At 48.0% G+C, this 23,940-nt stretch carries 20 protein-coding genes and 2 pseudogenes; 18 read left to right on the top strand and 4 right to left on the bottom strand.

What is annotated here, in order from left to right:
- The first annotated feature begins 46 nt into the window (after positions 1-46).
- From V1499_RS14400 to V1499_RS14335, 14 genes and pseudogenes are all read left to right on the top strand, one after another.
- Positions 47-1,054: a thiamine pyrophosphate-dependent dehydrogenase E1 component subunit alpha gene (locus V1499_RS14400; RefSeq protein WP_409270588.1), complete on the top strand. Its 1,008-nt coding sequence runs from the start codon at positions 47-49 to the stop codon at positions 1,052-1,054.
- Positions 1,055-2,038 carry an alpha-ketoacid dehydrogenase subunit beta gene (locus V1499_RS14395; protein ID WP_409270587.1) on the top strand — a complete coding sequence of 328 codons (984 nt, stop codon included), beginning with the start codon at positions 1,055-1,057 and terminating at the stop codon, positions 2,036-2,038.
- A 58-nt stretch (positions 2,039-2,096) separates the two neighbouring features.
- Positions 2,097-2,246, top strand: a pseudogene (locus V1499_RS14390) (biotin/lipoyl-containing protein); the annotation flags it as partial.
- A gap of 177 nt (positions 2,247-2,423) precedes the next feature.
- A pseudogene (locus V1499_RS14385) lies at positions 2,424-3,389 on the top strand (dihydrolipoamide acetyltransferase family protein); the annotation flags it as partial.
- A gap of 248 nt (positions 3,390-3,637) precedes the next feature.
- Positions 3,638-5,443 carry a methylmalonyl-CoA mutase family protein gene (locus V1499_RS14380; protein WP_409270586.1) on the top strand — a complete coding sequence of 602 codons (1,806 nt, stop codon included), beginning with the start codon at positions 3,638-3,640 and terminating at the stop codon, positions 5,441-5,443.
- Positions 5,436-7,631, top strand: coding sequence for a methylmalonyl-CoA mutase (scpA, locus tag V1499_RS14375; protein WP_409270585.1), 2,196 nt, complete (start codon positions 5,436-5,438; stop codon positions 7,629-7,631). Before V1499_RS14380 ends, scpA begins: the two co-directional genes overlap by 8 nt.
- A complete protein-coding gene (meaB, locus tag V1499_RS14370; RefSeq protein ID WP_409276306.1) occupies positions 7,631-8,674 on the top strand; it encodes a methylmalonyl Co-A mutase-associated GTPase MeaB in 1,044 nt (347 codons plus the stop codon). The genes scpA and meaB overlap by 1 nt, the downstream gene beginning before the upstream one ends.
- Before the next feature lie 248 nt (positions 8,675-8,922).
- On the top strand, positions 8,923-9,690 hold the full coding sequence (locus tag V1499_RS14365) for a nuclease-related domain-containing protein (RefSeq protein ID WP_409270584.1): 768 nt from the start codon (positions 8,923-8,925) through the stop codon (positions 9,688-9,690).
- 824 nt (positions 9,691-10,514) lie between these two features.
- Positions 10,515-10,952, top strand: a complete 438-nt coding sequence (locus V1499_RS14360; RefSeq protein ID WP_409270583.1) for a BrxA/BrxB family bacilliredoxin — start codon at positions 10,515-10,517, stop codon at positions 10,950-10,952.
- 534 nt (positions 10,953-11,486) lie between these two features.
- Complete coding sequence (locus V1499_RS14355; protein ID WP_409270582.1) at positions 11,487-12,278, top strand: transporter substrate-binding domain-containing protein; 792 nt, start codon at positions 11,487-11,489, stop codon at positions 12,276-12,278.
- An 80-nt stretch (positions 12,279-12,358) separates the two neighbouring features.
- Positions 12,359-13,018 (top strand): amino acid ABC transporter permease, encoded by a 660-nt coding sequence (locus tag V1499_RS14350; RefSeq protein WP_409270581.1) that lies wholly within the window; start codon positions 12,359-12,361, stop codon positions 13,016-13,018.
- Positions 13,011-13,733 carry an amino acid ABC transporter ATP-binding protein gene (locus V1499_RS14345; protein WP_409270580.1) on the top strand — a complete coding sequence of 241 codons (723 nt, stop codon included), beginning with the start codon at positions 13,011-13,013 and terminating at the stop codon, positions 13,731-13,733. Before V1499_RS14350 ends, V1499_RS14345 begins: the two co-directional genes overlap by 8 nt.
- 75 nt (positions 13,734-13,808) lie before the next feature.
- Complete coding sequence (locus tag V1499_RS14340) at positions 13,809-14,804, top strand: aromatic acid exporter family protein (protein WP_409270579.1); 996 nt, start codon at positions 13,809-13,811, stop codon at positions 14,802-14,804.
- 24 nt (positions 14,805-14,828) lie between these two features.
- Positions 14,829-15,341 (top strand): L,D-transpeptidase, encoded by a 513-nt coding sequence (locus V1499_RS14335; protein WP_409270578.1) that lies wholly within the window; start codon positions 14,829-14,831, stop codon positions 15,339-15,341.
- A gap of 121 nt (positions 15,342-15,462) precedes the next feature.
- On the opposite strand, the gene prli42 is transcribed toward V1499_RS14335, so the two are convergent.
- Positions 15,463-15,558, bottom strand: coding sequence for a stressosome-associated protein Prli42 (gene prli42, locus V1499_RS14330; RefSeq protein WP_409270577.1), 96 nt, complete (start codon positions 15,556-15,558; stop codon positions 15,463-15,465).
- Positions 15,559-15,746: 188 nt separating this feature from the next.
- Between prli42 and mce the strand changes: the two genes are divergently transcribed.
- The 3 genes from mce to V1499_RS14315 all read left to right on the top strand — a co-directional run bounded on the left by mce (position 15,747) and on the right by V1499_RS14315 (position 18,915).
- Entirely contained in the window at positions 15,747-16,160 is a 414-nt protein-coding gene (mce, locus tag V1499_RS14325; protein WP_409270576.1) for a methylmalonyl-CoA epimerase, read from the top strand.
- Positions 16,161-17,714 carry an acyl-CoA carboxylase subunit beta gene (locus V1499_RS14320; protein ID WP_409270575.1) on the top strand — a complete coding sequence of 518 codons (1,554 nt, stop codon included), beginning with the start codon at positions 16,161-16,163 and terminating at the stop codon, positions 17,712-17,714.
- A gap of 79 nt (positions 17,715-17,793) precedes the next feature.
- On the top strand, positions 17,794-18,915 hold the full coding sequence (locus V1499_RS14315) for a M20/M25/M40 family metallo-hydrolase (RefSeq protein WP_409270574.1): 1,122 nt from the start codon (positions 17,794-17,796) through the stop codon (positions 18,913-18,915).
- Positions 18,916-19,047: 132 nt separating this feature from the next.
- Here V1499_RS14315 and V1499_RS14310 read toward each other — a convergent pair whose 3' ends face one another.
- Positions 19,048-19,803, bottom strand: coding sequence for a hypothetical protein (locus V1499_RS14310; RefSeq protein ID WP_409270573.1), 756 nt, complete (start codon positions 19,801-19,803; stop codon positions 19,048-19,050).
- A gap of 189 nt (positions 19,804-19,992) precedes the next feature.
- Between V1499_RS14310 and V1499_RS14305 the strand changes: the two genes are divergently transcribed.
- Positions 19,993-21,276 carry a DNA polymerase IV gene (locus V1499_RS14305; protein WP_409270572.1) on the top strand — a complete coding sequence of 428 codons (1,284 nt, stop codon included), beginning with the start codon at positions 19,993-19,995 and terminating at the stop codon, positions 21,274-21,276.
- A 434-nt stretch (positions 21,277-21,710) separates the two neighbouring features.
- On the opposite strand, the gene V1499_RS14300 is transcribed toward V1499_RS14305, so the two are convergent.
- Both V1499_RS14300 and zwf read right to left on the bottom strand, forming a co-directional pair.
- Positions 21,711-22,328 (bottom strand): cyclase family protein, encoded by a 618-nt coding sequence (locus tag V1499_RS14300; RefSeq protein WP_409270571.1) that lies wholly within the window; start codon positions 22,326-22,328, stop codon positions 21,711-21,713.
- Between the two features lie 16 nt (positions 22,329-22,344).
- On the bottom strand, positions 22,345-23,847 hold the full coding sequence (zwf, locus tag V1499_RS14295; RefSeq protein WP_409270570.1) for a glucose-6-phosphate dehydrogenase: 1,503 nt from the start codon (positions 23,845-23,847) through the stop codon (positions 22,345-22,347).
- Between the last annotated feature and the right edge of the window lie 93 nt (positions 23,848-23,940).

Here is a 23,940-nt window from a genome sequence, read left to right as displayed (position 1 = left end):
CGCGTATGTCCTTCACTTACTACGAATTTTTAGGAGGTTAGTGTTAATGGCAGAAAATCGCCACAAAGAATTGGGGCTAAGCGATGAAACCGTATTGGAAATGTACGAAACAATGCTTATGTCCAGGCGCCTTGACGAACGGATGTGGCTTTTGAACCGTTCGGGGAAAATACCATTTGTCATTTCGTGCCAAGGGCAGGAGGCCGCGCAGGTTGGCGCAGCCTTTGCGCTGGACAGGGATAAGGATTACGTCCTTCCTTATTACAGGGACATGGGAGTAGTCCTGACGTTTGGAATGACGCCGACGGAACTAATGCTGTCGGGATTTGCAAAAGCTGAAGACCCGAATTCCGGCGGACGCCAGATGCCGGGCCATTTCGGCCAAAAGAAAAACCGCATCGTGACCGGTTCATCCCCGGTTACCACCCAGGTACCCCACGCGGTTGGAATCGCCCTCGCCGGGAAGATGGAAAAAAAGGATTTTATCACCTTTGTCACTTTTGGTGAAGGTTCATCCAACCAGGGGGATTTCCACGAAGGGGCGAATTTTGCGGGCGTCCATAAGCTGCCGGTCATTTTTATGTGTGAAAACAATAAATATGCCATTTCGGTTCCGATTGAAAAGCAGCTTGCTTGTGAAAATGTCTCCGACAGGGCGATTGGCTATGGCATGCCGGGGATTACCGTCGATGGAAACGACCCGCTCGAGGTATACAGCGTTGTAAAACAAGCGGCCGACCGCGCCCGCCGCGGCGAAGGGCCAACGCTAGTCGAAACCATTACATACCGGCTCACGGCCCATTCATCGGATGATGATGACAGGGTCTACCGGGCTCCGGATGAAGTGGCGGAAGCGAAATCAAAGGATCCGATCATTACTTTCGGCGCCTATTTAAAAGAAACCGGCGTAATGGATGATGAACTCGAAAAGAAAATCAACGACCGGATTATGAAGCAAGTGAACGAAGCGACCGATTATGCCGAGAATGCGCCATATGCCAATCCGGAGGATGCGCTTAAATATGTCTATGCGGAAAGTCAGGGGGATGCATAAATGGCGGTAATTTCTTATATTGATGCAGTCACAATGGCGATACGTGAAGAAATGGAAAGGGATTCGAGGGTTTTCGTCCTTGGCGAGGATGTCGGACGCAAAGGCGGCGTCTTTAAGGCGACCCACGGATTGTATGAAAAGTTCGGCGAGGAGCGCGTCATTGATACTCCTTTAGCTGAATCTGCGATTGCAGGCGTAGGTATTGGTGCGGCGATGTACGGGATGCGCCCGATTGCCGAAATGCAATTCGCGGATTTCATCATGCCTGCTGTCAACCAGATTATTTCAGAGGCCGCACGAATTCGGTACCGTTCCAATAATGACTGGAGCTGCCCGATTGTAATCAGGGCGCCTTATGGGGGAGGGGTGCACGGCGCATTGTATCATTCGCAGTCGGTCGAAGCAGTGTTTGCAAACCAGCCCGGACTGAAAATCGTCATGCCTTCAACTCCATATGATGTTAAAGGTTTGTTGAAGGCGGCCATCCGCGATGAGGATCCTGTTTTGTTCTTTGAGCATAAACGGGCATACCGCCTCATAAAAGGCGAGGTTCCGCAGGACGATTACACACTTCCAATCGGCAAGGCCGATGTAAAAAGGGAAGGGGAGGACATTACTGTCATCACATATGGCCTATGTGTCCATTTCGCCCTCCAAGCAGCCGAAAAGCTTGCAAAAGATGGCATCTCAACCCATATCCTCGATTTGAGGACGGTTTATCCGCTTGATAAGGAGGCAATCATCGAAGCGGCATCTAAAACAGGTAAAGTTCTGCTGGTAACCGAGGATAACAAGGAAGGCAGCATCATGAGCGAAGTATCGGCGATTATTGCCGAGCATTGCCTTTTCGAGCTTGATGCCCCAATCCAAAGGCTTGCCGGCCCGGATGTCCCAGCGATGCCTTATGCACCGACAATGGAGAAGTTTTTCATGATGAATCCTGAAAAAGTTGAAAAAGCCATGCGGGAGCTCGCCGAATTCTAAGGCAAGCGCCTGAATATGTTTGAAGGAGTGACCTCACTTGGCAGTTGAACAAATTAAAATGCCGCAGCTGGGAGAAAGCGTGACGGAAGGCACGATCAGCAAATGGCTTGTATCCCCCGGCGACAAAGTCAATAAATATGATCCGCTTGCAGAGGTCATGACAGATAAAGTAAATGCCGAAATCCCGTCTTCTTTTGAAGGGACAATCAAGGAACTGATTGCCGGGGAAGGTGACACCCTCGCTGTAGGAGAAGTAATCTGTACAATTGAAGTTGGGGGCGAAGAGGTCGCTTCAGCTGGTACGGTAGCCGCTTCTTCAGCGAAGGAAACCGTCGAACAAGCCGATCCATTATCGGAGGCAGGATCGAGAGAGCAAATCGGCAGTAAATTGCGTTATTCCCCCGCGGTCCTGAAGCTTTCACAGGAACACGGGATTGACCTTGGCCAGGTGAAGGGATCCGGAGCCGGCGGGCGTATTACCCGAAAAGATTTGTTAAAACTGATTGAATCGGGTAACATTCCAGCTGCGGCTGAACAAAAAGCGGAACCGGTTGCCAGCGACATACCGGTTGGGCAAGTTTCCAAAGAGGCCGTCCAGGAACTAAAATCCCCTACGGCTTCAGCCGCACCGGTAAACGTTCCTTCCATGCCTGGAGATATCGAAATACCGGTAACAGGTGTAAGGAAGGCCATTGCGGCCAATATGCTGAGAAGCAAGCATGAAGCTCCGCACGCCTGGACGATGATCGAAGTCGATGCGACCGGACTTGTTGAATACCGCAATTCCATCAAGGATGATTTTAAAAAGAAGGAAGGCTTCAACCTGACATTCTTTGCATTTTTCGTCAAAGCAGTCGCTCAGGCGCTGAAGGAATTCCCGCAAATCAATTCCATGTGGGCCGGAGATAAGATCATCCAAAAGAAGGATATCAATATTTCCATCGCGGTTGCGACAGAAAATGCGCTTTTTGTCCCTGTAATCAAGCACGCCGATGAAAAGACAATCAAAGGCATTGCCCGTGAAATTACCGAACTTGCAGGAAAAGCCCGCAACGGCAAGCTGACAATGGATGAAATGCAGGGCGGAACCTTCACGGTCAATAACACCGGCTCTTTCGGCTCCGTGCAGTCGATGGGCATCATCAATTATCCACAGGCGGCAATCCTTCAGGTTGAATCGATTGTCAAGCGTCCTGTAGTCATGAACAACGGCATGATTGCCGTAAGGGATATGGTAAACCTGTGCATGTCACTCGACCACCGAGTACTGGATGGCCTTATTTGCGGCCGATTCCTGCAGCGGGTCAAAGAAATAATCGAAAACACCTCGACGAATACGTCCGTGTATTAATAAAAGTTGAAAGCCCGCTTCCGGATGGAGGCGGGCTTTCAACTCGGATACACTGCCGGCCGGCTTTTTCCATAAGCAACCTTATCGTTAAATTTGAGACATTAAGGTATCTATTTTTCCAAAAAAGCAGTGCCGGTTCTGCGTTGCCTCAACTAGGCCGCTATACTACAATAAAAGCAGCGACTATTTAGAATTTTTGGAACGGCAGAGAAAGGGGGGACCGTCTCCGCGCCTGGGGACGAACGAGTATGGGGATGGACAAAATCATGGCTTATCGTTTTCCCGAAACAACAATGGATGATTGGAAAAATAAAGCCGAACAAGCCTTAAAAGGGAAATCAATCGATACATTGAATAGCCATACATATGAATCAATTATTTTGAAACCGCTTTACACCCGAGAGGATGGAAAAATAGCGGGTTATCCGGGCAGCCCTGATTATAGGAGGGGAATCAACCCGCTTGGATACAGGGACACGAAATGGCATATCGCCCAGCAAATTTCCTGGCAATCAGCGGATGAGTTAACGAGCAAGCTAACGGATGCTTTTGCAAAAGGGCAGACTGCGATTTCTTTTAAAATGAAGAGGGGCAACGAACGGGAAGCGGCCCTTGCGGCATCCCGTTTTTCCGCATCCTATCCGTTCGCGGTTGATGCCGGCAGTGGTCAGGCGGACTTTATCGCCGCTTTGGGAGAAGTAAGTGAAGACGGCGCTATAACCGGATACATCGGTTTTGATCCACTTGCTGGTATCTCAACTATGGACCTGGGCGGCTGGGAGAAAACGATTGGCGAAACAGCAATGAAGCACCCAAATTTGAGGACGGTTCTGGTGAATGTAGGCGTCTACCATAATGCAGGCGCTAATGCGGTTCAGGAACTCGCCGCGGGTTCCGCATCAGGTGTGTTTTATATTGAACAGCTCTTGAAGGCGGGCATGGACATTGATGCCGTTTTTTCAAAAATTGTTTTTACCTTCTCAGTCGGCGCCAATTTTTTTATGGAAATTGCCAAGCTTCGGGCTGCACGAATTATATGGGATAAGATTGGGGAACTATATGGCGCTACGGAATCCGTCCGAGGTATGGTCATTGCCGCGGAAACATCAAGATTTACCAAAACGCTTTACGACCCGCATGTGAACCTGCTACGCGCCGGTAATGAGGCGTTTGCCGCGGTAATTGGAGGCGTTCAGTATGTGCACGTCGAGCCATTTGATTCGCTTGAAGGCGCCACTCCTCTTTCTGAACGGATTGCGAGGAATATCCAGATCATTCTTCAGGAGGAAACCCATTTGGATAAAGTGGCCGACCCAGCAGGCGGTTCCTGGTATATTGAAGAACTGACCGAGCAATTAGCTGAAAAGGCGTGGGAGCTTTTTGGAAAAATAGATGCCCTCGGAGGCATGCCTGCAGTCCTTGAATCGGGATGGCTCGAAAATGAAATTGCATCTACGCTTGCTCAAAGGGTGGCGGATGTGAAAGCGAGAAAGCAAAGCATCGTCGGTACGAATGTTTATGCCAATCTCGCCGAAACGGCGAAGGCTATACCGGAGCATCGGGATGTTTGGGACCACGGAATCGGGGGAACGCGGCTTTCAATTCCTTTTGAGGAACTGCGGCTGAAAGCGGCCGCTCTTGCACAATCAGGAAAAAAGCCTTCAATAGGCCTCGTTTGCCTGGGCAGCCTGAAAGAAAGCAAACCGCGCGCGGACTTTGTTGAAAGCTTTCTGGGTCCTGGCGGCATAAGCGCGATTCGGAGCGGGATTGTCCTTTCTGTGGCGGATGCAGATGCGTTTATAGCCGAAACTGGGCTGACCCGTTATTGCTTCTGCTCCACGGATGAGCGGTACACGGAAATGGGGCTCGCGATTTTATCCGAATTGAAACGGCGTCATCCGGGGGTTGTGTTCTACCTGGCTGGGCAGCCTGGTCCTGAGGAAAAAAATGACTGGCTGGAAGCAGGCCTGAAGGATTTTATTCATATAAGAAGCAATTGCCATGACTTTTTGGCGAATATGATTGCTGAAATGGAGGCGGCGGTAAATGACTAAAAAGCCTAATTTTCAAACGGTGGACCTATTCGGTGCCAGCCGCGTTTCCAGAAAAGAAGAATGGAAGGCCAAATTTGAAAAGCTTGCAGGAGAACAAATTGACAGCCTTCTTTTTGAGACGAATGAAGGAATCGGCCTGAAGCCTGTTTATTCAGAAGAAGATCTTGGTGGCCTTGAGCACCTCGATGGGAAGCCGGGGCTGCCGCCATTCACCCGCGGCCCCTATCCGACGATGTATGTGAACAGGCCGTGGACTGTGCGCCAGTATGCCGGCTTTTCAACGGCGGAAGAAAGCAATGCCTTTTACAGAAGGAATTTGGCGATGGGGCAAAAAGGGCTTTCGGTTGCCTTTGACCTCGCGACCCACCGTGGCTACGATTCTGACCATCCAAGGGTTGTCGGCGATGTCGGCAAGGCCGGGGTTGCGATTGATTCCGTGCTCGATATGAAAATCCTTTTCGATGGCATTCCGCTTGAGCAAATGTCCGTCTCGATGACAATGAACGGAGCCGTACTGCCTGTTCTAGCATTCTACATCGTAACGGCCGAGGAACAAGGGGTAAGCAGGGAGCAGCTTTCGGGCACAATCCAGAATGATATTTTAAAAGAATACATGGTCCGAAACACATATATATATCCACCTGAGATGTCGATGAAGATTATCGCCGATATCTTTGCCTATACATCAAAGTATATGCCGAAGTTCAATTCGATTTCGATTTCCGGCTACCATATGCAGGAAGCCGGGGCGCCGGCGGATATCGAACTCGCTTATACGCTCGCCGATGGCCTGGAATACGTCAGGACTGGTTTGAAGTCCGGAATTGATATTGACTCGTTCGCTCCAAGGCTCAGCTTCTTCTGGGGAATTGGGATGAACTATTTCATGGAAGTCGCGAAGATGAGGGCAGCCCGCTTTATCTGGGCAAAAATGATGAAAGAATTCAATCCGAAGAATGAAAAATCGCTGGCGCTCAGGACCCATTCGCAAACGTCTGGTTGGAGCCTGACCGAGCAGGATCCGTTCAATAATGTTATGCGGACTCTCCTCGAGGCGCATGCCGCTGCAATGGGCCATACCCAATCGCTGCATACGAACGCCCTTGATGAAGCGATTGCTTTGCCGACAGACTTTTCGGCGCGTATTGCCCGTAATACTCAGCTTTTCCTCCAAGAGGAAACTGGGATTACAAAAGTCATTGATCCTTGGGGCGGCTCCTACTATGTCGAGGCTCTGACAGCTGAGTTGATTAAACGGGCAACCGCCCATATTGATGAGGTTGAAGCGCTCGGAGGCATGGCAAAGGCCATTGAGACCGGATTGCCGAAAATGAAAATTGAAGAGGCCGCGGCCAGGAGGCAGGCACAAATCGATTCTGGAAAAGAAACAATCGTCGGAGTCAACAAATACAGGCTCGAGCAGGAAGAGCCGTTGGAAATACTCGACATCGACAATACAGCCGTCCGGAACAAACAGATTGAGAGATTGAATCAATTAAAAGCTGGACGGGATGCAGGGGCTGTTGAAGCCGCGCTTTCCGCCCTTGAGGAAGCTGCCCGCTCTGGCGAAGGCAACCTGCTTGAATTCGCCGTTGAAGCAGCAAGGGAAAGGGCCACACTAGGTGAAATTTCGGATGCTATTGAAAAAGCCGCCGGCCGCCATCGCGCTGCCATCCGCTCCGTAAGCGGGATTTACAGCTCTGCGTTCTCCAATGACGAAGAGATTGCCAAAGTCAAGGCAATGGCCGATGAATTCCTAGAGAACGAGGGAAGAAGGCCGAGGATCTTGATTGCGAAAATGGGCCAGGACGGCCACGACCGTGGAGCTAAAGTCATTTCGACCGCTTTCGCCGACCTTGGCTTTGACGTCGACATCGGTCCGCTGTTCCAAACCCCTGCCGAAACGGCCATGCAGGCGGTTGAAAACGATGTCCATGTTGTCGGCTTTAGTTCCCTTGCCGCCGGCCATAAAACCCTTTTGCCGCAGCTAGTCGAGGAGCTGAGGAAACTCGGCCGTCCGGATATTCTCGTCGTTGTCGGAGGAGTCATCCCTGCCCAGGATTATGCGTATTTATATGACCACGGCGCCGCCGCCATTTTCGGGCCGGGCACCGTCATTCCAGTCGCCGCTCAGAAAGTGATCAAGTCGATTTACGATGCACTCGGGTACGAGGAAGTAGAGCATTGATGGTGAATGATTCTGGTAAAAAGGGCAACGGGAAAGGCTTCCGTAAAAAAGCGGGTTCCGAGATTTCAATCGATAAGTTGGCCGAGGGCATCCTGGCCGGGGAAAGAAGCGCCTTGGCCCGCGGCATCACGCTTGTCGAAAGCAATGCTGGTCATCACTTCAAGGAAGCTCAGGCGCTATTGCAAAAATTACTCCCGTATAGCGGGAACTCGATCCGAATCGGAATTACCGGTGTCCCCGGCGCGGGCAAGAGCACGTTTATTGAAGCATTTGGTTCATTCCTTTGCCGTTTAGGGCATAAAGTAGCCGTCCTCGCCGTTGACCCAAGCTCAACGGTGAGCGGCGGCAGCATCCTTGGCGACAAAACGAGGATGGAGAACCTTTCCCGAGAGCCAAACGCATTTATTCGTCCCTCTCCGTCCGGTGGTAAGCTTGGCGGGGTGCACCGGAAAACGAGGGAATCGATGCTTCTGTGCGAGGCGGCCGGGTTTGATGTTATCCTTGTTGAAACGGTCGGGGTTGGTCAAAGTGAAACGGCGGTAAGGGGGATGGTCGACTTTTTCATCCTCCTTGTCCTGACCGGAGCGGGAGACGAGCTGCAGGGAATGAAAAAAGGCATCATGGAGCTTGCCGATGCAATTGTTGTGAACAAGGCGGACGGATTGAACGAGCCTCTCGCGGAGCAGACTCGGATCGAATACAAGCGGATTCTCCATTTCCTGCAGCAGGCAACCCCAGGCTGGGACACACGGGCGCTTACCTGCTCGGCCTTGACCCAGAAAGGCATACCGGAAATTTGGTCGGTTATCGGAGAGTTCAGGGATTCGGTCGATCGCTCCGGCGTGTTTTTTGAAAGGCGGAGGTCGCAAATGCGCGACTGGTTCCACACCGTCATTTCCGACCAACTCCACTACAGCTTTTATCAAAATGAAGGTGTTAGGCAGCTGCTGCCGGGTCTTGAGAACGACATCCTAGCTGGCAGAAAAACTGCGGCAAGCGCCGCGGAACAGCTTTTTGAAGTGTTTTATCGGCGGGGGGAGTAGAACCTAAAAAGCTATCTGGTCAACATGTGCACGCAATTTGTTTAATCCTCATTAGGAAGCGGGGGGTCGTACCCCGCTTCTATTTGTTTGGTTTTAAGGAAATTTCTTTTGTGCATGGATTTTGGTTAGCGGGAAATTTTTTTATTGTGCTTGAATTTTTTGTGGCAGGAAAATGTTAACAAAATGTTCACCGTATTTGGATGTTATTTTTAATAAAATGGGCTTAAGACAAGGAAAGGAAGTGGCATATGTTTTTAAAAAACAGAACGGAACCAGAGGAATTATTGATATTAAAGCATCTAAATAAGCGCATGGAACTTACCCCGAATGACAGGAAGCGCCTTACCAATTTGCAACGGGGATATGAAGGGGAAGTGCAGTTTGACCACCTTGCAAAAAATATCATCGAAGAACGGTATATCCTCAATGACTTGCGGCTGGAAGTAAACGATTCGGAACTACAAATTGATTCGTTTATTATTTCGCAAGGCATTTCGTACCTGTTGGATGTGAAAAATTTCTATGGCGATTTTTACATTGACGGAGATAAATTTATCTCGATGAAAACTGGGGAGGAATACAAAAACCCTCTTGACCAGCTAAAAAGAAGTGCGCTGCTCCTCCGACAACTTTTCAATTACTACAACTTCAATTTCGTCATCGAACCCTACGTCTTCTTCATCAATCCTGAATTCACCTTGTACCAGGCCCCTATCGATCAACCCATCATTCTCCCAACCCAGAATGACCGTTTTATCCGGGAACTCAACGAAACGCCATCCCGGCTAAATGAAGGCGATAAAAAACTCGCGCAAACCCTGCTTTCCCTGCACCAGCCAAAAAACCGATATCAAAAGCTACCAGACTATCGGTATGAGCAGCTAAGGAAAGGGATGTTTTGTGGGGAGTGCGGATGTCTATTTTCGATTATTGACCATCTCGACTTAGTATGTGGAAAATGTAGAAAGCACGAAAAGTTCGAGTCCGCAATATTGCGGCATACGGAGGAATATTAGCTGCTGTTTCCGGAGCGGAAGATTACGACCAGCGGTATACATGAATGGTGTAATATTGATTTGGCTAAACGGACAATCACTAGAGCATTAAGAAAGAATTATAATTTAGTAGGAAGTTCAAGTAGTACACATTTTATTTAATCACTGATCCTTTAAGACAATTAGTTTGTCACTTGTTTGGACAGTAAAGTGAATTTCCAAGGGTTGTGTGTCCAAAGAAACCTGGTCTCTGGACAGTAAAGTGAATTTCCGAGGGTTGTGTGTCCAAAGAAGCCCGGTCACTGGACAGTAAAGTGAATTTCCGAGGGTTGTGTGTCCAAAGAAGCCCGGTCACTGGACAGTAAAGTGAATTCCCAAGGGTTGTGTGTCCAAAGAAGCCTGGTCTCTGGACAGTAAAGTGAATTTCCGAGGGTTGTGTGTCCAAAGAAGCCCGGTCTCTGGACAGTAAAGTGAATTCCCAAGGGTTGTGTGTCCAAAGAAACCTGGTCTCTGGACAGTAAAGTGAATTTTCAAGGGTTGTGTGTCCAAAGTTACCAGCGTTTGGACAATGGAGTCATTTTCAAGGGGGGCGAGTCAGAAGAAAGTGCCTTTCTGATTGTAATTTCGTATTTAAGTCGGTACTCATTCGAAAAAAAAAGCGGATAGCACAAACGCGCTATCCAAAAAATTAGGGAGTTTAGGGGTATGGATCTAGCTGTAGTTCTACCTTTCCCCGTGTTGGAAAGAAATAAACCTGTCTGCCGTAAATTTCTATTTAATTGAAAACAATTTGTTTGCCCTGTATGATAGAAAGAGACAGTTTAAGTAAACAGGGAGTGATTCCATTGAATATGAATTTTAATTTGTTTATGAATGATGTGGTTCGCCAGGCGCGCCAGGAAATCTCTGCTGCAGGATATACGGAGCTACAAACACGAGAAGAAGTCGATGAGGCGCTTAGCCGAAAAGGCACGACTCTTGTCATGATCAATTCGGTTTGCGGATGTGCGGGAGGCATCGCAAGGCCGGCTGCAGCGCATGCCATTCATTATGATAAACGCCCCGACTACCTTGTGACGGTGTTTGCCGGACAGGATAAGGAAGCCACTGAAAAGGCGAGGAGCTATTTTACCGGCTATCCGCCATCTTCTCCTTCGTTTGCATTGCTGAAGGACGGCAAAATTTGCACAATGATTGAGCGCCATGATATTGAAGGGTTTGACCCAATGAATGTTGTCCAAAAGCTGCAGCAAAACTTTGACCAGTATTGCGAAGAGCTGTAACTCCGCCAGGATAGACAGTTTCCTGTAGTAAAAATAAAAAAACGGCCTGTTGTGCTTCGGTACGGCAGGCCGTTTTATGCAAAACACCAACGATTCCTCGAAACGGCCCCTATTATCCCCGACAAGATGCACCAAATGAACACGCACCCAAAGTTCGTGTGTCGTTAAAATCATCATCATATGTATATTGACCCATTCATTATACAACCTATCCCCAGCAAGTGCTTTCCACCGACACCGTTTCTCGCACTCTTCCAATCACTCAACACACCTGCCAACGCCCATAATCACTAGGATGCCAACCAATTATTCAACCCCCCGAGCACATCAAAGATTCGCCAATCCAGCCTTTTCAAAAAATGCCAATGTTATTTTTAAAAATACTATTGCATAATTATTTAAACGTGTTAAAATTCATTAATGTGAATAATTATTACTCTTTGTTTTTACTTGTAAAGAAGGATTTTTCCCGTTTAAAATGGGTAGTAATAATGAAGATAGAAAATATTCAGTTAATTAGGGAGGGCAATTTCAATGAAAAAAAACATTCTTTTATTTTTAACCACAATCCTGCTAGCGGGCATTCTTGCTGCCTGCGGAACGAAGGATGACGACGCGAAAACCGGGGATGGAGGAGAAGATAAGAAGACCCTTATCATGGCAACATCCGCCGACTACCCGCCGTTTGAATACATTGAAACTGACAAGAGTGATGAAATCATTGGTTTTGACGTTGACTTGGCGAAGGCTCTTGCCGGTAAATTAGGCTACGATGTCCAAGTTAAAGACATGGACTTCAACGGACTTGTACAGGCGTTAAAATCCGGCCAGGCAGACTTTGTTCTTGCAGGTATGACCCCGACGGAAGACCGCAAGAAGAATGTTGATTTTACGGATATCTACTACACCGCTTCTCATATGATTGTTACAAAAAAGGACAGCGGCATTAAATCGCTTGAGGATCTAGAAGGCAAGACAGTTGGCGTTCAGCTTGGATCGATTCAGGAAGGAAAAGCTGAAGAAATCCAAAAAGAAGTGAACATTAAAATCGAAAACCGAAACAGGATCCCTGACCTAATCCAGGAAATCAAATCCGGCAGATTCGATGCTGCCATCATTGAAGACACAGTTGCCAAGGGCTTCTTCAAAAATGAAAAAGACCTGGAAGGCTTCACCATTTCCGATGATCCGGAAGAAGCCGGCTCCGCAATCGCGTTCCCTAAGGACAGCGAGTTGACTGAGAAATTCAACAAAGAACTTCAAAAAATGAAAGAAAATGGTGAACTCGATAAACTGGTTGTTAAATGGTTTGGCGGGGAAGAATAAAGGGAAAGCATGTGAACGTTCAGGAGGCATGTCCTCTCTGAACGTTTTTCCAGTTAAAGCAGAGAGGAATGGTTTTTAGGATGGAATTGGATTTTGGGCAAATTGTCCCCTCTATTCCGTATATATTGGAAGGAATCTTTGTTACACTGCGGATTGTTTTACTCGCGGGAATACTCGGATTCGCATTCGGCATTGTTTTATCGCTTTTTAAAATCAGTTCAATTAAGCCGCTTGGTTGGCTGGCGGATGCCTATACAAGTATTTTCAGGGGCACGCCGCTCGTCCTCCAGTTGATGATCATCTATTTTGGCTCCCCTCAAATCCTCGGATTTCAGATTGAGCCTTATACAGCGGCCATCATTTCATTCGCCCTTAACTCCGCAGCGTATATTTCAGAAATCATCAGGGCAGGGATCCTTGCGGTCGATAAAGGACAGAGGGAAGCTGCCCTGGCGCTTGGCGTTCCATACAGGCAAATGATGTGGGATATCATCCTGCCGCAGGCGCTGAAAAATATTCTGCCTGCACTTATGAATGAATTCATTACCCTCACCAAGGAATCAGCGATTGTTACAACAATCGGTGTCATGGATATTATGCGCCGATCCTACCAAGTCGGGGCCCAGCATTATTCCTACTTTGAACCTCTTATCGTTGCCGGTTTAATCTATTATCTCATGGTCATCATTTTGACCTTCCTTGGCAAGCTGGTTGAAAGGAGGATGAGGCGCGGTGATTAAAGTTGAGGATTTGCGCAAAAATTTTGGAAAGCTTGAGGTTTTAAAAGGCATTACGACTTCCATTAAAGAAGGCGAGGTTGTCGCGATTATCGGGCCATCGGGTTCCGGGAAGTCGACGTTCCTGCGCTGCATGAATATGCTCGAGGTTCCTACAAGCGGGCGCATCTGGATTGGTTCAAGCGAGATTACAGACAAGAAGACAAATATTAATAAAGTCCGTGAAAATGTCGGCATGGTATTCCAGCATTTTCATTTGTTCCCTCATAAGACGGTCTTGCAAAATTTAACATACGGGCCGATGAAGGTAAAAGGACTATCGAAAGCGGAAGCTGAAAAAATTGGCTATGAACTTCTTGAGCGGGTAGGCCTGTTTGAAAAAGCGGGAGAGTACCCTGGCCGCCTTTCCGGTGGGCAAAAGCAGAGGGTCGCGATTGCAAGGGCGCTTGCGATGAAACCGAATGTCATGCTGTTCGACGAACCGACATCCGCACTTGACCCTGAAATGGTTAAGGAAGTTCTTGATGTCATGAAGTCGTTGGCGCATACCGGGATGACCATGGCGATCGTCACCCACGAAATGGGCTTTGCACGTGAGGTTGCCGATCGGGTGCTGTTCCTCGATGGTGGAGTATTGGTCGAGGATGCGGCACCAGAGCAATTCTTTTCAAACCCAAAAAGTAAAAGGGCTCAGGAATTCTTGCAAAAAATGCTTTAATGAGGATATGCTAGGAAAAGATGGTCGCTATGATCATCTTTTTCATTTGCTTTTGTGGCAGGGAGGGATAAGCCTATGAACTACAGGATTGGCTACAGGACGGCCAAAACCGCCATCGGAACCGCAGCATCCATCATTATCGCACAGCAGCTGGGGGTTCATAACTTTGCTTCTGCTGCAATCCTGACCATCCTCTGTATCAAACCGACGAAAAGAAAATCGCTTAGGGCCGCATGGGACAGGTTTCTCGCCTGTATTGTAGCAATGCCGTTTTCCGCGCTTTTTTTCGAGGCGATTGCCTACCATCCTCTCGTCATAGGTTTAATGCTATTTTTCTTTATTCCCACTATTGTAATGCTAAGAGCCCGGGATGGAGTTGTGACAAGTTCAGTCATCATCCTTCATATTTATTCAGCGGGCCATATTTCAAAGGATATTGTTTTGAATGAGCTTATCGTCATTATGGTCGGGATAGGGGTGGCGCTTTTGATGAATCTGTATATGCCAAGCCTTGAAAAAAAGTTGTATGAATACGCTAATCAAATAGAAGACAACTTCAGGAAAATTTTTATGGAAATGGCCGAATACCTGCGGACGAATGAAAGCACATGGGATGGAAAGGAAATTTCCGAAACCGCGAGGCTTTTGAATGAAGCGAAATCGCTTTCTTTCCGTGATGTCGAGAACCATCTGCTCCGTGAAGAAAACCACTATTATCATTATTTTACGATGAGGGAAAAACAATTTGAAATCATTGAGAGGCTATTGCCTATCTCGGCTTCGCTTACGCATTCGGTTGAGCAAGGCAGGATGATGGCCGATTTTATTGAAGAGCTATACATGAATATCAACCCCGGCAATACGGCGTACATTTATCTTGATAAATTGAGGAAATTGAAGAAAGAGTACGAAGTGATGAAGCTTCCGGATACGAGGGAGGAATTTGTAGCTAGGGCCGCGGTTGTCCAAATGGTCAATGAGCTTGAGGATTACCTTCTTATAAAAAGTTCTTTTAAAGGGATAAAGGGGACGAAAAAGGGGAATCGAAGCGGGACGGTTGGCGCAAACTAGAGAAAAATGGCAAGGGTGGTTTGTATGGCAAATTTTCTTGCTGTGCTTTTATCTGTCCTATTTGTTTCTCCAATTTGGCCGCTTGGGCCGAATCCGCTCCCGGGCGATACTTTCATCATCGTCAATAAAAAGACAAACGAAATGGCGTTTATTGACGACAACAGGATTCAGACTGTTCTTTCCGTCGGTACGGGGAAAAGCGCCGGCCTGACTCCGGAAGGGCTGTTTACCATTACGGTTAAGGCCGAAAACCCGTATTACCGCAAGAAGGATATCCCTGGTTCAAACCCGGCAAATCCGCTCGGCACGAGATGGATCGGCTTTGACGCGAAAGGCACGGATGGCAGGATATACGGGCTCCATGGCACAAACGATCCCTCATCAATCGGAAAGTATGTGTCAGAGGGCTGCATAAGGCTGCAAAATGAAGGAATTGAATCGCTCTATCCCTTCATTCCGCTCGGCACGAAAATTTTGATCACAACCTCCAATCAGCCTTTTGCGGAATTGGGAATTGAATATGGGGCCATCCAATAGGCAAAAGGGACCGTCCAATAATGGGCGGTCCCTTTCCTTTTCAAAACTAAAAAATGGTTGCCTAGCTACAAACCCTGCCGCAGCATGCCAGCAACGGCTATTGACGGGCATTACCGCTTTTTTATAAGAATGAAGATAATCCGATTAGGAGTGTCGATGCGAGCATCGCGAACAGCATCAGGTAGACGATTAACTTTCTGGCCTTGCGGTTATTCATATGATTTCTCCTCCCTTAATGAGTTATGGGATACTATTATTGTACCGGGAAAAAGGGTGATGGACAACCTTGCAAATTGGGAAGGATTTATGACACTTTTAGGAGAATACAATAATTGTCGAATTTTTAGGGGAAACCGTTGGCTGTTGTTAAAGCGGACTGCCAGGTTATACAAAGGGGATGAACATATGATCAAGAAAGTGGACCATATCGGGATCGCGGTCAAATCACTTAAGGAAGCGCTTCCTTTTTATACGGATGTCCTGAAGCTCCAGCTTTTGGCGATTGAAGAAGTGGAGAGCGAGAAGGTTATTGTTGCGTTCCTTGATGCAGGAGGGACAAAGCTCGAGCTTCTGGAACCTTCCTCATCGGAAAGCGCGATTGCAAAGCATATTGAAAAAAGGGGAGAAGGCATCCATCATGTTGCTTTCGGCGTTTCTTCCATTAAAGACAGGATTAATGAAATGAAAGAAAGCGGAATCCGGATGCTCCAGGACGAACCAAAGCCGGGCGCTGGCGGTGCCCAGGTTGCTTTCATGCATCCAAAATCAACCGGCGGAGTTTTATACGAGTTTTGCGAGAAGAAAGGGATGGGGAAATAGATGGCTGATATTTTTGAAAAAATTAATGAACTTTATGATAAACGCCGTGAGATTGAAATGGGCGGCGGCGATGAAAAAATTGCCCGGCAGCATGCAAAAGGGAAGCTGACAGCGAGGGAAAGGATTAACATTCTCGTTGATGAAGGAACGTTCGTCGAACTCAATCCATTCATCGAGCACAGGACGACCGATTTTGGAATGGACAGGCAGAAAGGCCCGGGTGACGGGGTTGTGACAGGCTATGGTAAAATCAACGGCAGGCCTGTTTATGTATTTTCTCAGGACTTCACAGTTTTTGGCGGCGCACTCGGCGAAATGCACGCAAAGAAAATCGCGCATGTGATGGACCTGGCAGCCAATACGGGGGCCCCGGTGATTGGGCTTAACGACTCGGGCGGAGCGAGAATCCAGGAGGGGGTTGTTTCACTCGACGGCTATGGGCATATTTTTTACCGGAATGCGATTTATTCCGGAGTAATCCCGCAAATTTCCGTCATTATGGGCCCATGCGCGGGTGGAGCGGTCTATTCCCCGGCGATTACGGACTTCGTTTTCATGGTGGAAGGAACAAGCCAAATGTTCATTACTGGCCCAAAGGTAATCGAAACCGTTACAGGCGAGAAAATTTCCCCAGAGGATCTAGGTGGTGCGAAAGTACATAACTCGATATCGGGAAACGCCCATTTTATGGGGAAAACAGAGGAGGAGGTTCTCGAATCCGTGCGGAAGCTATTAAGCTATCTTCCGCAAAATTCACAGGAAAAGCCTCCGCATGTTGATGAGGGAAAAACAGGTGATGACTACCGGCCAGACCTCGTTGACTGCATCCCGTTCGACCCGATCAGGCCGTATGATGTGCGGGTTGTCATCAATCATGTTGTTGATGAGGGCAGCTTCATGGAAATCCACCGTGATTTCGCGAAAAACATTGTCGTCGGCCTGGCTAGAATCAAAGGGGATACGGTCGGCCTTGTCTGCAATCAGCCAAAGGTTATGGCCGGCGGGCTGGATATCGACTCATCGGATAAGGCTTCCCGGTTTATACGGTTCTGTGATTCTTTCAATATCCCGATTATTACGTTTGAAGACGTTACAGGCTTTTTCCCGGGAGTAAAGCAGGAACACGGGGGAATCATCCGCCACGGAGCAAAAATTTTGTACGCTTATTCAGAAGCGACAGTGCCTAAGCTGACGGTTATTTTAAGGAAGGCATATGGGGGTGCGTATGTGGCGCTGAACAGTAAATCTATCGGCGCCGATCTCGTTTTCGCATGGCCGAATGCGGAAATCGCCGTCATGGGGCCGCAGGGTGCCGCGAACATTATTTTTGCAAAAGAAATCGAAAACAGCCCTGACCCGGAAAAGGTCCGCCAGCAAAAAATTGAAGAATACCGCGAAAAATTCGCAAACCCATACGTGGCGGCCGCGAGGGGAATGGTCGACGATGTCATCGACCCTCGGGAAACGAGGATCAAGCTCGTACAGGCTCTTGAAATGCTCAAAAACAAGCAAGAAACCCGCCCTGCGAAAAAACATGGAAACATCCCGCTGTAAATCGGAATGTTGATGATGGAACACCAGGAAAGGTATACTAATATAGCGAGTACATATTTAGTTGACGGAGGTTTTATGGATGATTAACAGCGAACGGTTGTTGAATGAATTTCTAGAGCTTGTCCAAATCGATTCCGAAACAAAATTCGAGGCGGTAATCGCAAAGGTGCTGAAAGACAAGTTCAGCACGCTTGGATTGGATGTTTATGAAGATGACACCACCTCCATTACCGGGCACGGGGCAGGGAACCTGATTTGCACCTTGCCGGCCACAAAAGATGGGGTGGACCCGATTTATTTTACGAGCCATATGGACACTGTCACTCCCGGAAATGGAGTAAAGCCTTCAATCAAGGATGGCTATGTTGTGACGGACGGATCGACAATCCTTGGCGCGGATGACAAAGCAGGGCTTGCCGCCATGTTTGAATTGATTCGAGTCCTTAAGGAACAATCCATTCCCCATGGAGAAATCCAGTTTATTATCACCGTTGGGGAAGAGTCTGGGCTAATGGGCGCAAAGGCGCTGGATCCATCGAAAATAACCGCCAAATATGGCTATGCGCTTGATAGCGACGGGAAGGTTGGCAACGTGGTCGTTGCCGCCCCTACGCAGGCAAAAATCAGCGCGGTAATTTACGGAAAAACCGCGCACGCTGGGGTCGCACCTGAAAAGGGCGTTTCAGCGATTACAATTGCAGCGAAGGCGATTGCAAAAATGCCGCTTGGCAGGATTGACAGCGAAACGACTGCGAATATTGGCCGGTTTGCCGGCGGCCAGGCAACGAATATTGTTGCTGACCGGGTAGATATCCTGGCGGAAGCACGTTCGCTCGTTCCTGAAAAAATGGAAGCACAGGCGGCGAAGATGAAGGAAGCCTTTGAAACGGTTGCCGAACAGATGGGTGGCAGGGCAGAAGTTGAAATAAATGTCATGTATCCCGGTTTCAAGTTTGGAGCGGGCGATCATGTTGTCGAGGTAGCAAGGAAGGCGGCGGCAAAGATAGGCCGAGGCTGTGAGCTCCAGCAAAGCGGTGGAGGCAGTGACGCGAACGTTATTGCCGGATTTGGAATCCCAACTGTCAACCTTGCAGTGGGCTATGAGGAAATCCATACAACAAATGAGCGGATGCCGATTGAAGAACTAGGCAAGCTTGCTGAAATGACGGTTGCAATTGTCGAAGAAGTGGCAAATCAATAATTCCCATGCAAAAAGGGGGGGCCTGGCTTACATGCCGGGCTCCCCATTATTTTATTTAGGATTTGTTTAATTGGATGTTCATTTTCGCATCCTTAAACCTAGACTTTATGATGTACCTATAGCGCGCGGAGCTTACCAATTTCCCGGTTCGATGCTTTCGAGTTCCGTCGTTACACTCGTTTCGTTGCCAGAAGCGTCTTTGAAATAAAAGGATTTCTTAACAATCCCCAGCCCCGGGGCCCAGCTGTTTTGGACGATGCTTCCATCCTCGCCGATTTTTTCAAGGATGATTGCCTTGGAAACTTTCCCGTATGGCACTGTGACGGTGGCATTCAAATCCTTGACGGTCCATCCATCAAATTGTTGATTGAGCCTAAGCTGCCCTGGCAAAATGAGCCTCGATTTAAAAGCCGGTTTGAACATTGCGATATCGGGTGGATTTTCGGAACAGTATTCAGGCTCTTCATATACAATCGATATTCCCTCTTTATTAACCTGATAAATCCTGAGGACACTTGTTCCTCCGTTTTCAGTTACCGATGCAATGAACTCTCCTTCCTTGGAAAATACCCTTTCAACTTCGGATGCATATTCATTACCGGTTCCTCTAAATATTTTTATTTGATTGGGAGTGGGCAGGTAGGCTGCTGTTTGGATTGGATTTCCCGTTCCATCATCGTTTCCTTCTTTGTCGGTTCCCGAACCGGATTTGCCTCCATCTCCGGATTCCGCCCCATCCTTATTCGGGGTTTTCCCTGAATCTGAACGATCTTGTCCCTTATCGCCATCAAAGGATTGATTTGTATCTTTGTCCTGTTTTGTATTGTCGCCAATCGCGCAGCCTCCCAAAAGGAAAAGCGCGGCAATTACAGCGATCCACTTTCTCATAACGATCACTTCCTTGCTGGAATATACAGCTATATTCATTTGACGTATTCTATGTTCGTACGTTTCGTTTATAGTACAAAATAGGCGGCCAAAAAACAACTTCATCAGAAAATTGAGCGGCTGTCCGATGGGATGCGGCAAAACCTTGTTTTTGTTAAACTAAGAGATGAAGGGATGGGGGTGATGGCCGTGAAGGAGATGTATCCGAAAAAGGGCAGGGTTATTTTGCATGTGGATATGAACAGTTTCTATGCATCGGTGGAAGCAGCACATGATTCATCCCTGAAGGGGAAACCCCTGGCCATCGCCGGCAATCCAGAGGAACGGCGCGGAATTATTGTGACATGCAGCTATGAAGCGAGAAAGATGGGAGTCAGGACGACGATGCCCCTATGGGAGGCGAAAAAGCTTTGCCCGCAGCTGATTGTCATGCGGCCGAACTTTGACCGTTACCGGGCAGCCTCAAAGGCGATGTTTGAGATACTTGCCCAATTTACCCAGCTAGTCGAACCGGTATCGATTGACGAAGGATATATGGATATTACAGAAAGCTATGAACTTGGGAGCCCGCTTGAGATCGCGATGACAATCCAGAAGCGGATTATGGCGCAGCTCGACCTGCCTTGCAGCATTGGGATCGCGCCGAACAAATTCCTCGCCAAAACCGCTTCGGACATGAAAAAGCCGATGGGAATCACTGTGCTCCGGAAACGGGATGTCCCCACAATTCTTTGGCCAAGGCCAGTCAGCGATATGCACGGGGTGGGAGCGAAAACAGCCGAAAAGCTGAAAGGGATCGGAATCGAAACAATCGGGGAGCTGGCTTCCGCCAATGAAATTCAGCTGAAGATGCTCCTTGGGATCAACGGACAAAGGCTGAAAGATCGTGCGAATGGAAATGACCCGCGGCATGTGGACCCTGATTCCGTATCCGATTTCAAAAGCATCGGCAATTCCACGACTCTGCCGAGGGATATCGCAAATCAGCATGAGCTTTTTAAGGTGCTTGACGGCCTAGCGGATAAAGTTGCATCGAGGCTGAAAAGGAAACAGGTTGTTGCCAATTCACTTTCCATCACAATCCGCTACAAGGACAGGAAAACGGTTAACCGCGGCAGGAAGCTTGCGAATCCAGTAGCCACAAAGGAAGAAATACTGGATTTAGCCAAACATCTCCTTGCAACGAACTGGAACGGTGATCCCGTTAGGCTGCTCGGCATTACTGGGGCGGATTTGGCAGGAGCGGAAGAGGCTGTCAAACAGCTCGATTTATTTTCCTATGAAAAGGAAGCAAAGAAGGAACCGCTTTATAAAACCCTTTCCGTGTTAAAAGAGAAATATGGGAAAAACATCATTTCCAATGCGGGCTCTTTGAATGAACCCGATCCTAATAAAGGAACGGAAACAAGCTTCAACAAGGATTTTCTGCGCGGGTTCAAACCCGGAATCCAAGAAGAGAATAAAGTTGAATAGATAACTTGAGCTGGAAAATCAGCAATTAAAAATGCCGCCCACACCCGGGCGGCATTTATTTTTGTCTAGGAAATTTTAAAATGGAACCTTTTGGATAACTCGAAATAAGTTATTGTAATCCAGCTCCACAAGAGTAAGCTTCGGAAGCATAATCCTCGCACGAAGAAAAAGCGATAGCACAAGGAAAGCTTCCAAGAATAATCCTCGCACGAAATTATGCGTTAGCATAATTGAGGATTTTCGAGGAGCGTCCTAGCCCCTCGAGGTCTTAAGCCGGTTCCCTCCGGAGGGCAGGCCCGTCCTGCGGGCCCCGTCTTAAGCTTGTCGGGGCTGACCACTAAGGAAAGCTCCTTAGAATAATCATCGCAGGGACAAGCGGCCTTTTGCTTGTCGCGAAGGCGCTTGCGCATTTTGTTCAAAACAATGCGGGCTGATCAATTAATGCCCTCTAATAACAATATCCTAGCCGGGGCGGCATCCGTGCCCTTCAGCTTGAGCGGCGCGGCCACCATGAAATATTCCCCTTGTTCAACATCTTTCAGGCGGAGCCCTTCAATAATGATGATATCCTGTCCCATCAACGCTTTATGGGTTGGATGGCCTTCCTGGGCGCGTTCTATCCCAAGCGCATCAACTCCGACGCCGACAACCCCGATTTCTGCAAGCCGTTCGGCAGCGTCACTGGCGACAAAAATAAAGTCAAAATTGAATTCTTCATCAAAGGAGTTTTTTGTTTTAAATAGGACAAAATCTCCTTTTTCAATATTGAGCCCTTCTAGGTCCCCAGCGGTAATTCTGTCCTCCACCTGGGTCATGTCGAATACCTTGCAACTTCTCACAAGCTCCTCAATCGAAATAGTTTCAAAGGTTTTCCCATTATTGATCATATGGAGCGGCGCATCAATATGCGTACCTGTATGCAAGTCAAGGCTAAGCCTTGATTCGGTTACATGGCCATTCGTGACTGTTTCAAGCTTCGGTTGTTTTTCAGGCTTGTTTTTATAAACTGGCATTCCTTCAAATATCGGTGCGGTAATATCATGAATTTTCATATGTTCCCCTCCGGTCCTAGCATCTTTCCACTTTCAGGTCCCGTACGCGCCACCAGAAAAAGCCGTCCTTTGCTAGAAGCTCTTCTGCCGCGGCAGGTCCCCTTGTACCCGGCTCGTAGTTCGGGAAGGTTTCGTCTTTCGTACTTTCCCACATATCGGAAATCTTGTCCACAAATCTCCACGAGAGGGCAACCTCATCCCAGTGAGCGAAATTTGTCGCGTCACCACGCATGCAGTCGTATAGAAGCAATTCATACGCTTCCGGTGTGTTCATTTCATTAACCGAGTTATTGGCGTAGCTTAATTTCACTTCTGTCGCATCCATACCCTGGCCCGCCTTTTTGGCGTTCAAGTGAAGCGTGACTCCTTCCTCAGGCTGAATGTGGATGACGAGCAGGTTCGGATTCAGTGGTTTATCAGGCTGGTAATACAAGTTCATTGGAATATCCTTGAACTGAACGACGATCTTCGTCGATTTGGCACCAAGCCGTTTCCCTGTTCTGATATAGAATGGAACTCCGGCCCAGCGCTGGTTGTCGATCATAACTTTCCCCGCCACATAGGTTTCCGTATTGGAGTTCTTATCAACATTCGATTCGTCCCTGTAGGCGGGCACTTCTATGCCGTCCAACATACCGGCACCGTACTGTCCGCGGACGAAATACTTGGATACTTCCTCGCCTTCGATTGGACGGAGGGAGCGGAAGACCCTAATTTTTTCAGAGCGGATTTCATCTGTGGTCAGCTTGATCGGTGGCTCCATTGCCAACAGCGCCACCATCTGCAGCATATGGTTTTGGACCATATCCCTTAGAGCGCCGCTTGTTTCATAATAGCGTCCGCGCTCCTCGACACCAAGTGTCTCGCTCGATGTAATCTGAATGTTTGAGATATACCGGTTGTTCCAGAGCGGCTCAAAAAGCGCGTTTGCAAAACGGATGACTTCTATATTCTGGACCATCTGCTTTCCGAGATAATGGTCAATCCGGTAAATTTCATCCTCATTGAAGGCCGTGCGTATTTGCCCGTTGAGTTCCATGGCCGACTCAAGGTCATGGCCGAATGGCTTTTCAATAACAAGCCGTTTGAAACCAGGTACGTCCGTCAGGCCATCACTTTTAAGATGAAGGGCGATTGGGCCAAAAAATTCGGGCGCCATTGCCAGGTAAAAAATTCTGTTGCCGCCTAGCCCATAATGATGATCCAAATCTTCCGCCATCTGTTTCAATGTCGCGTATGAAGCATGGTCTGTGACATCGTGTGAATGGTAATAGAAGTGGGAAGCGAATTGGCCGATACTTTGGCCGTTTTCGCCGGCTTCAAGGACGGAATTTTTCACATTTTCCTGAAATTGCTCGATTGTGAGCGATCTCCTGGCTACCCCAATCACCGCAAACCGTTCCGATAAAAGGCCTTTTCGGAAGAGCCTGTACAAGGAAGGATAAAGCTTTCGATTCGCAAGGTCGCCCGTCCCTCCGAATATGATAATCAATGATTTTTGTTCTCCATTTTGTGACAAAGAAGATAACTCCTTTACGAAAAGATCCTTAATGTCTATACAAATACAAAAGTGTAGCCGTTTTTTCAATATTTAGCAAATGATTCGCAATCC

Source organism: Neobacillus oceani (genome assembly GCF_046237595.1).
In the GTDB taxonomy this organism is placed as follows: domain Bacteria; phylum Bacillota; class Bacilli; order Bacillales; family Cytobacillaceae; genus Bacillus_D; species Bacillus_D oceani.
Note: the sequence above shows the minus strand (reverse complement) of the source record. Positions and strands in the feature narration are given on the sequence as shown.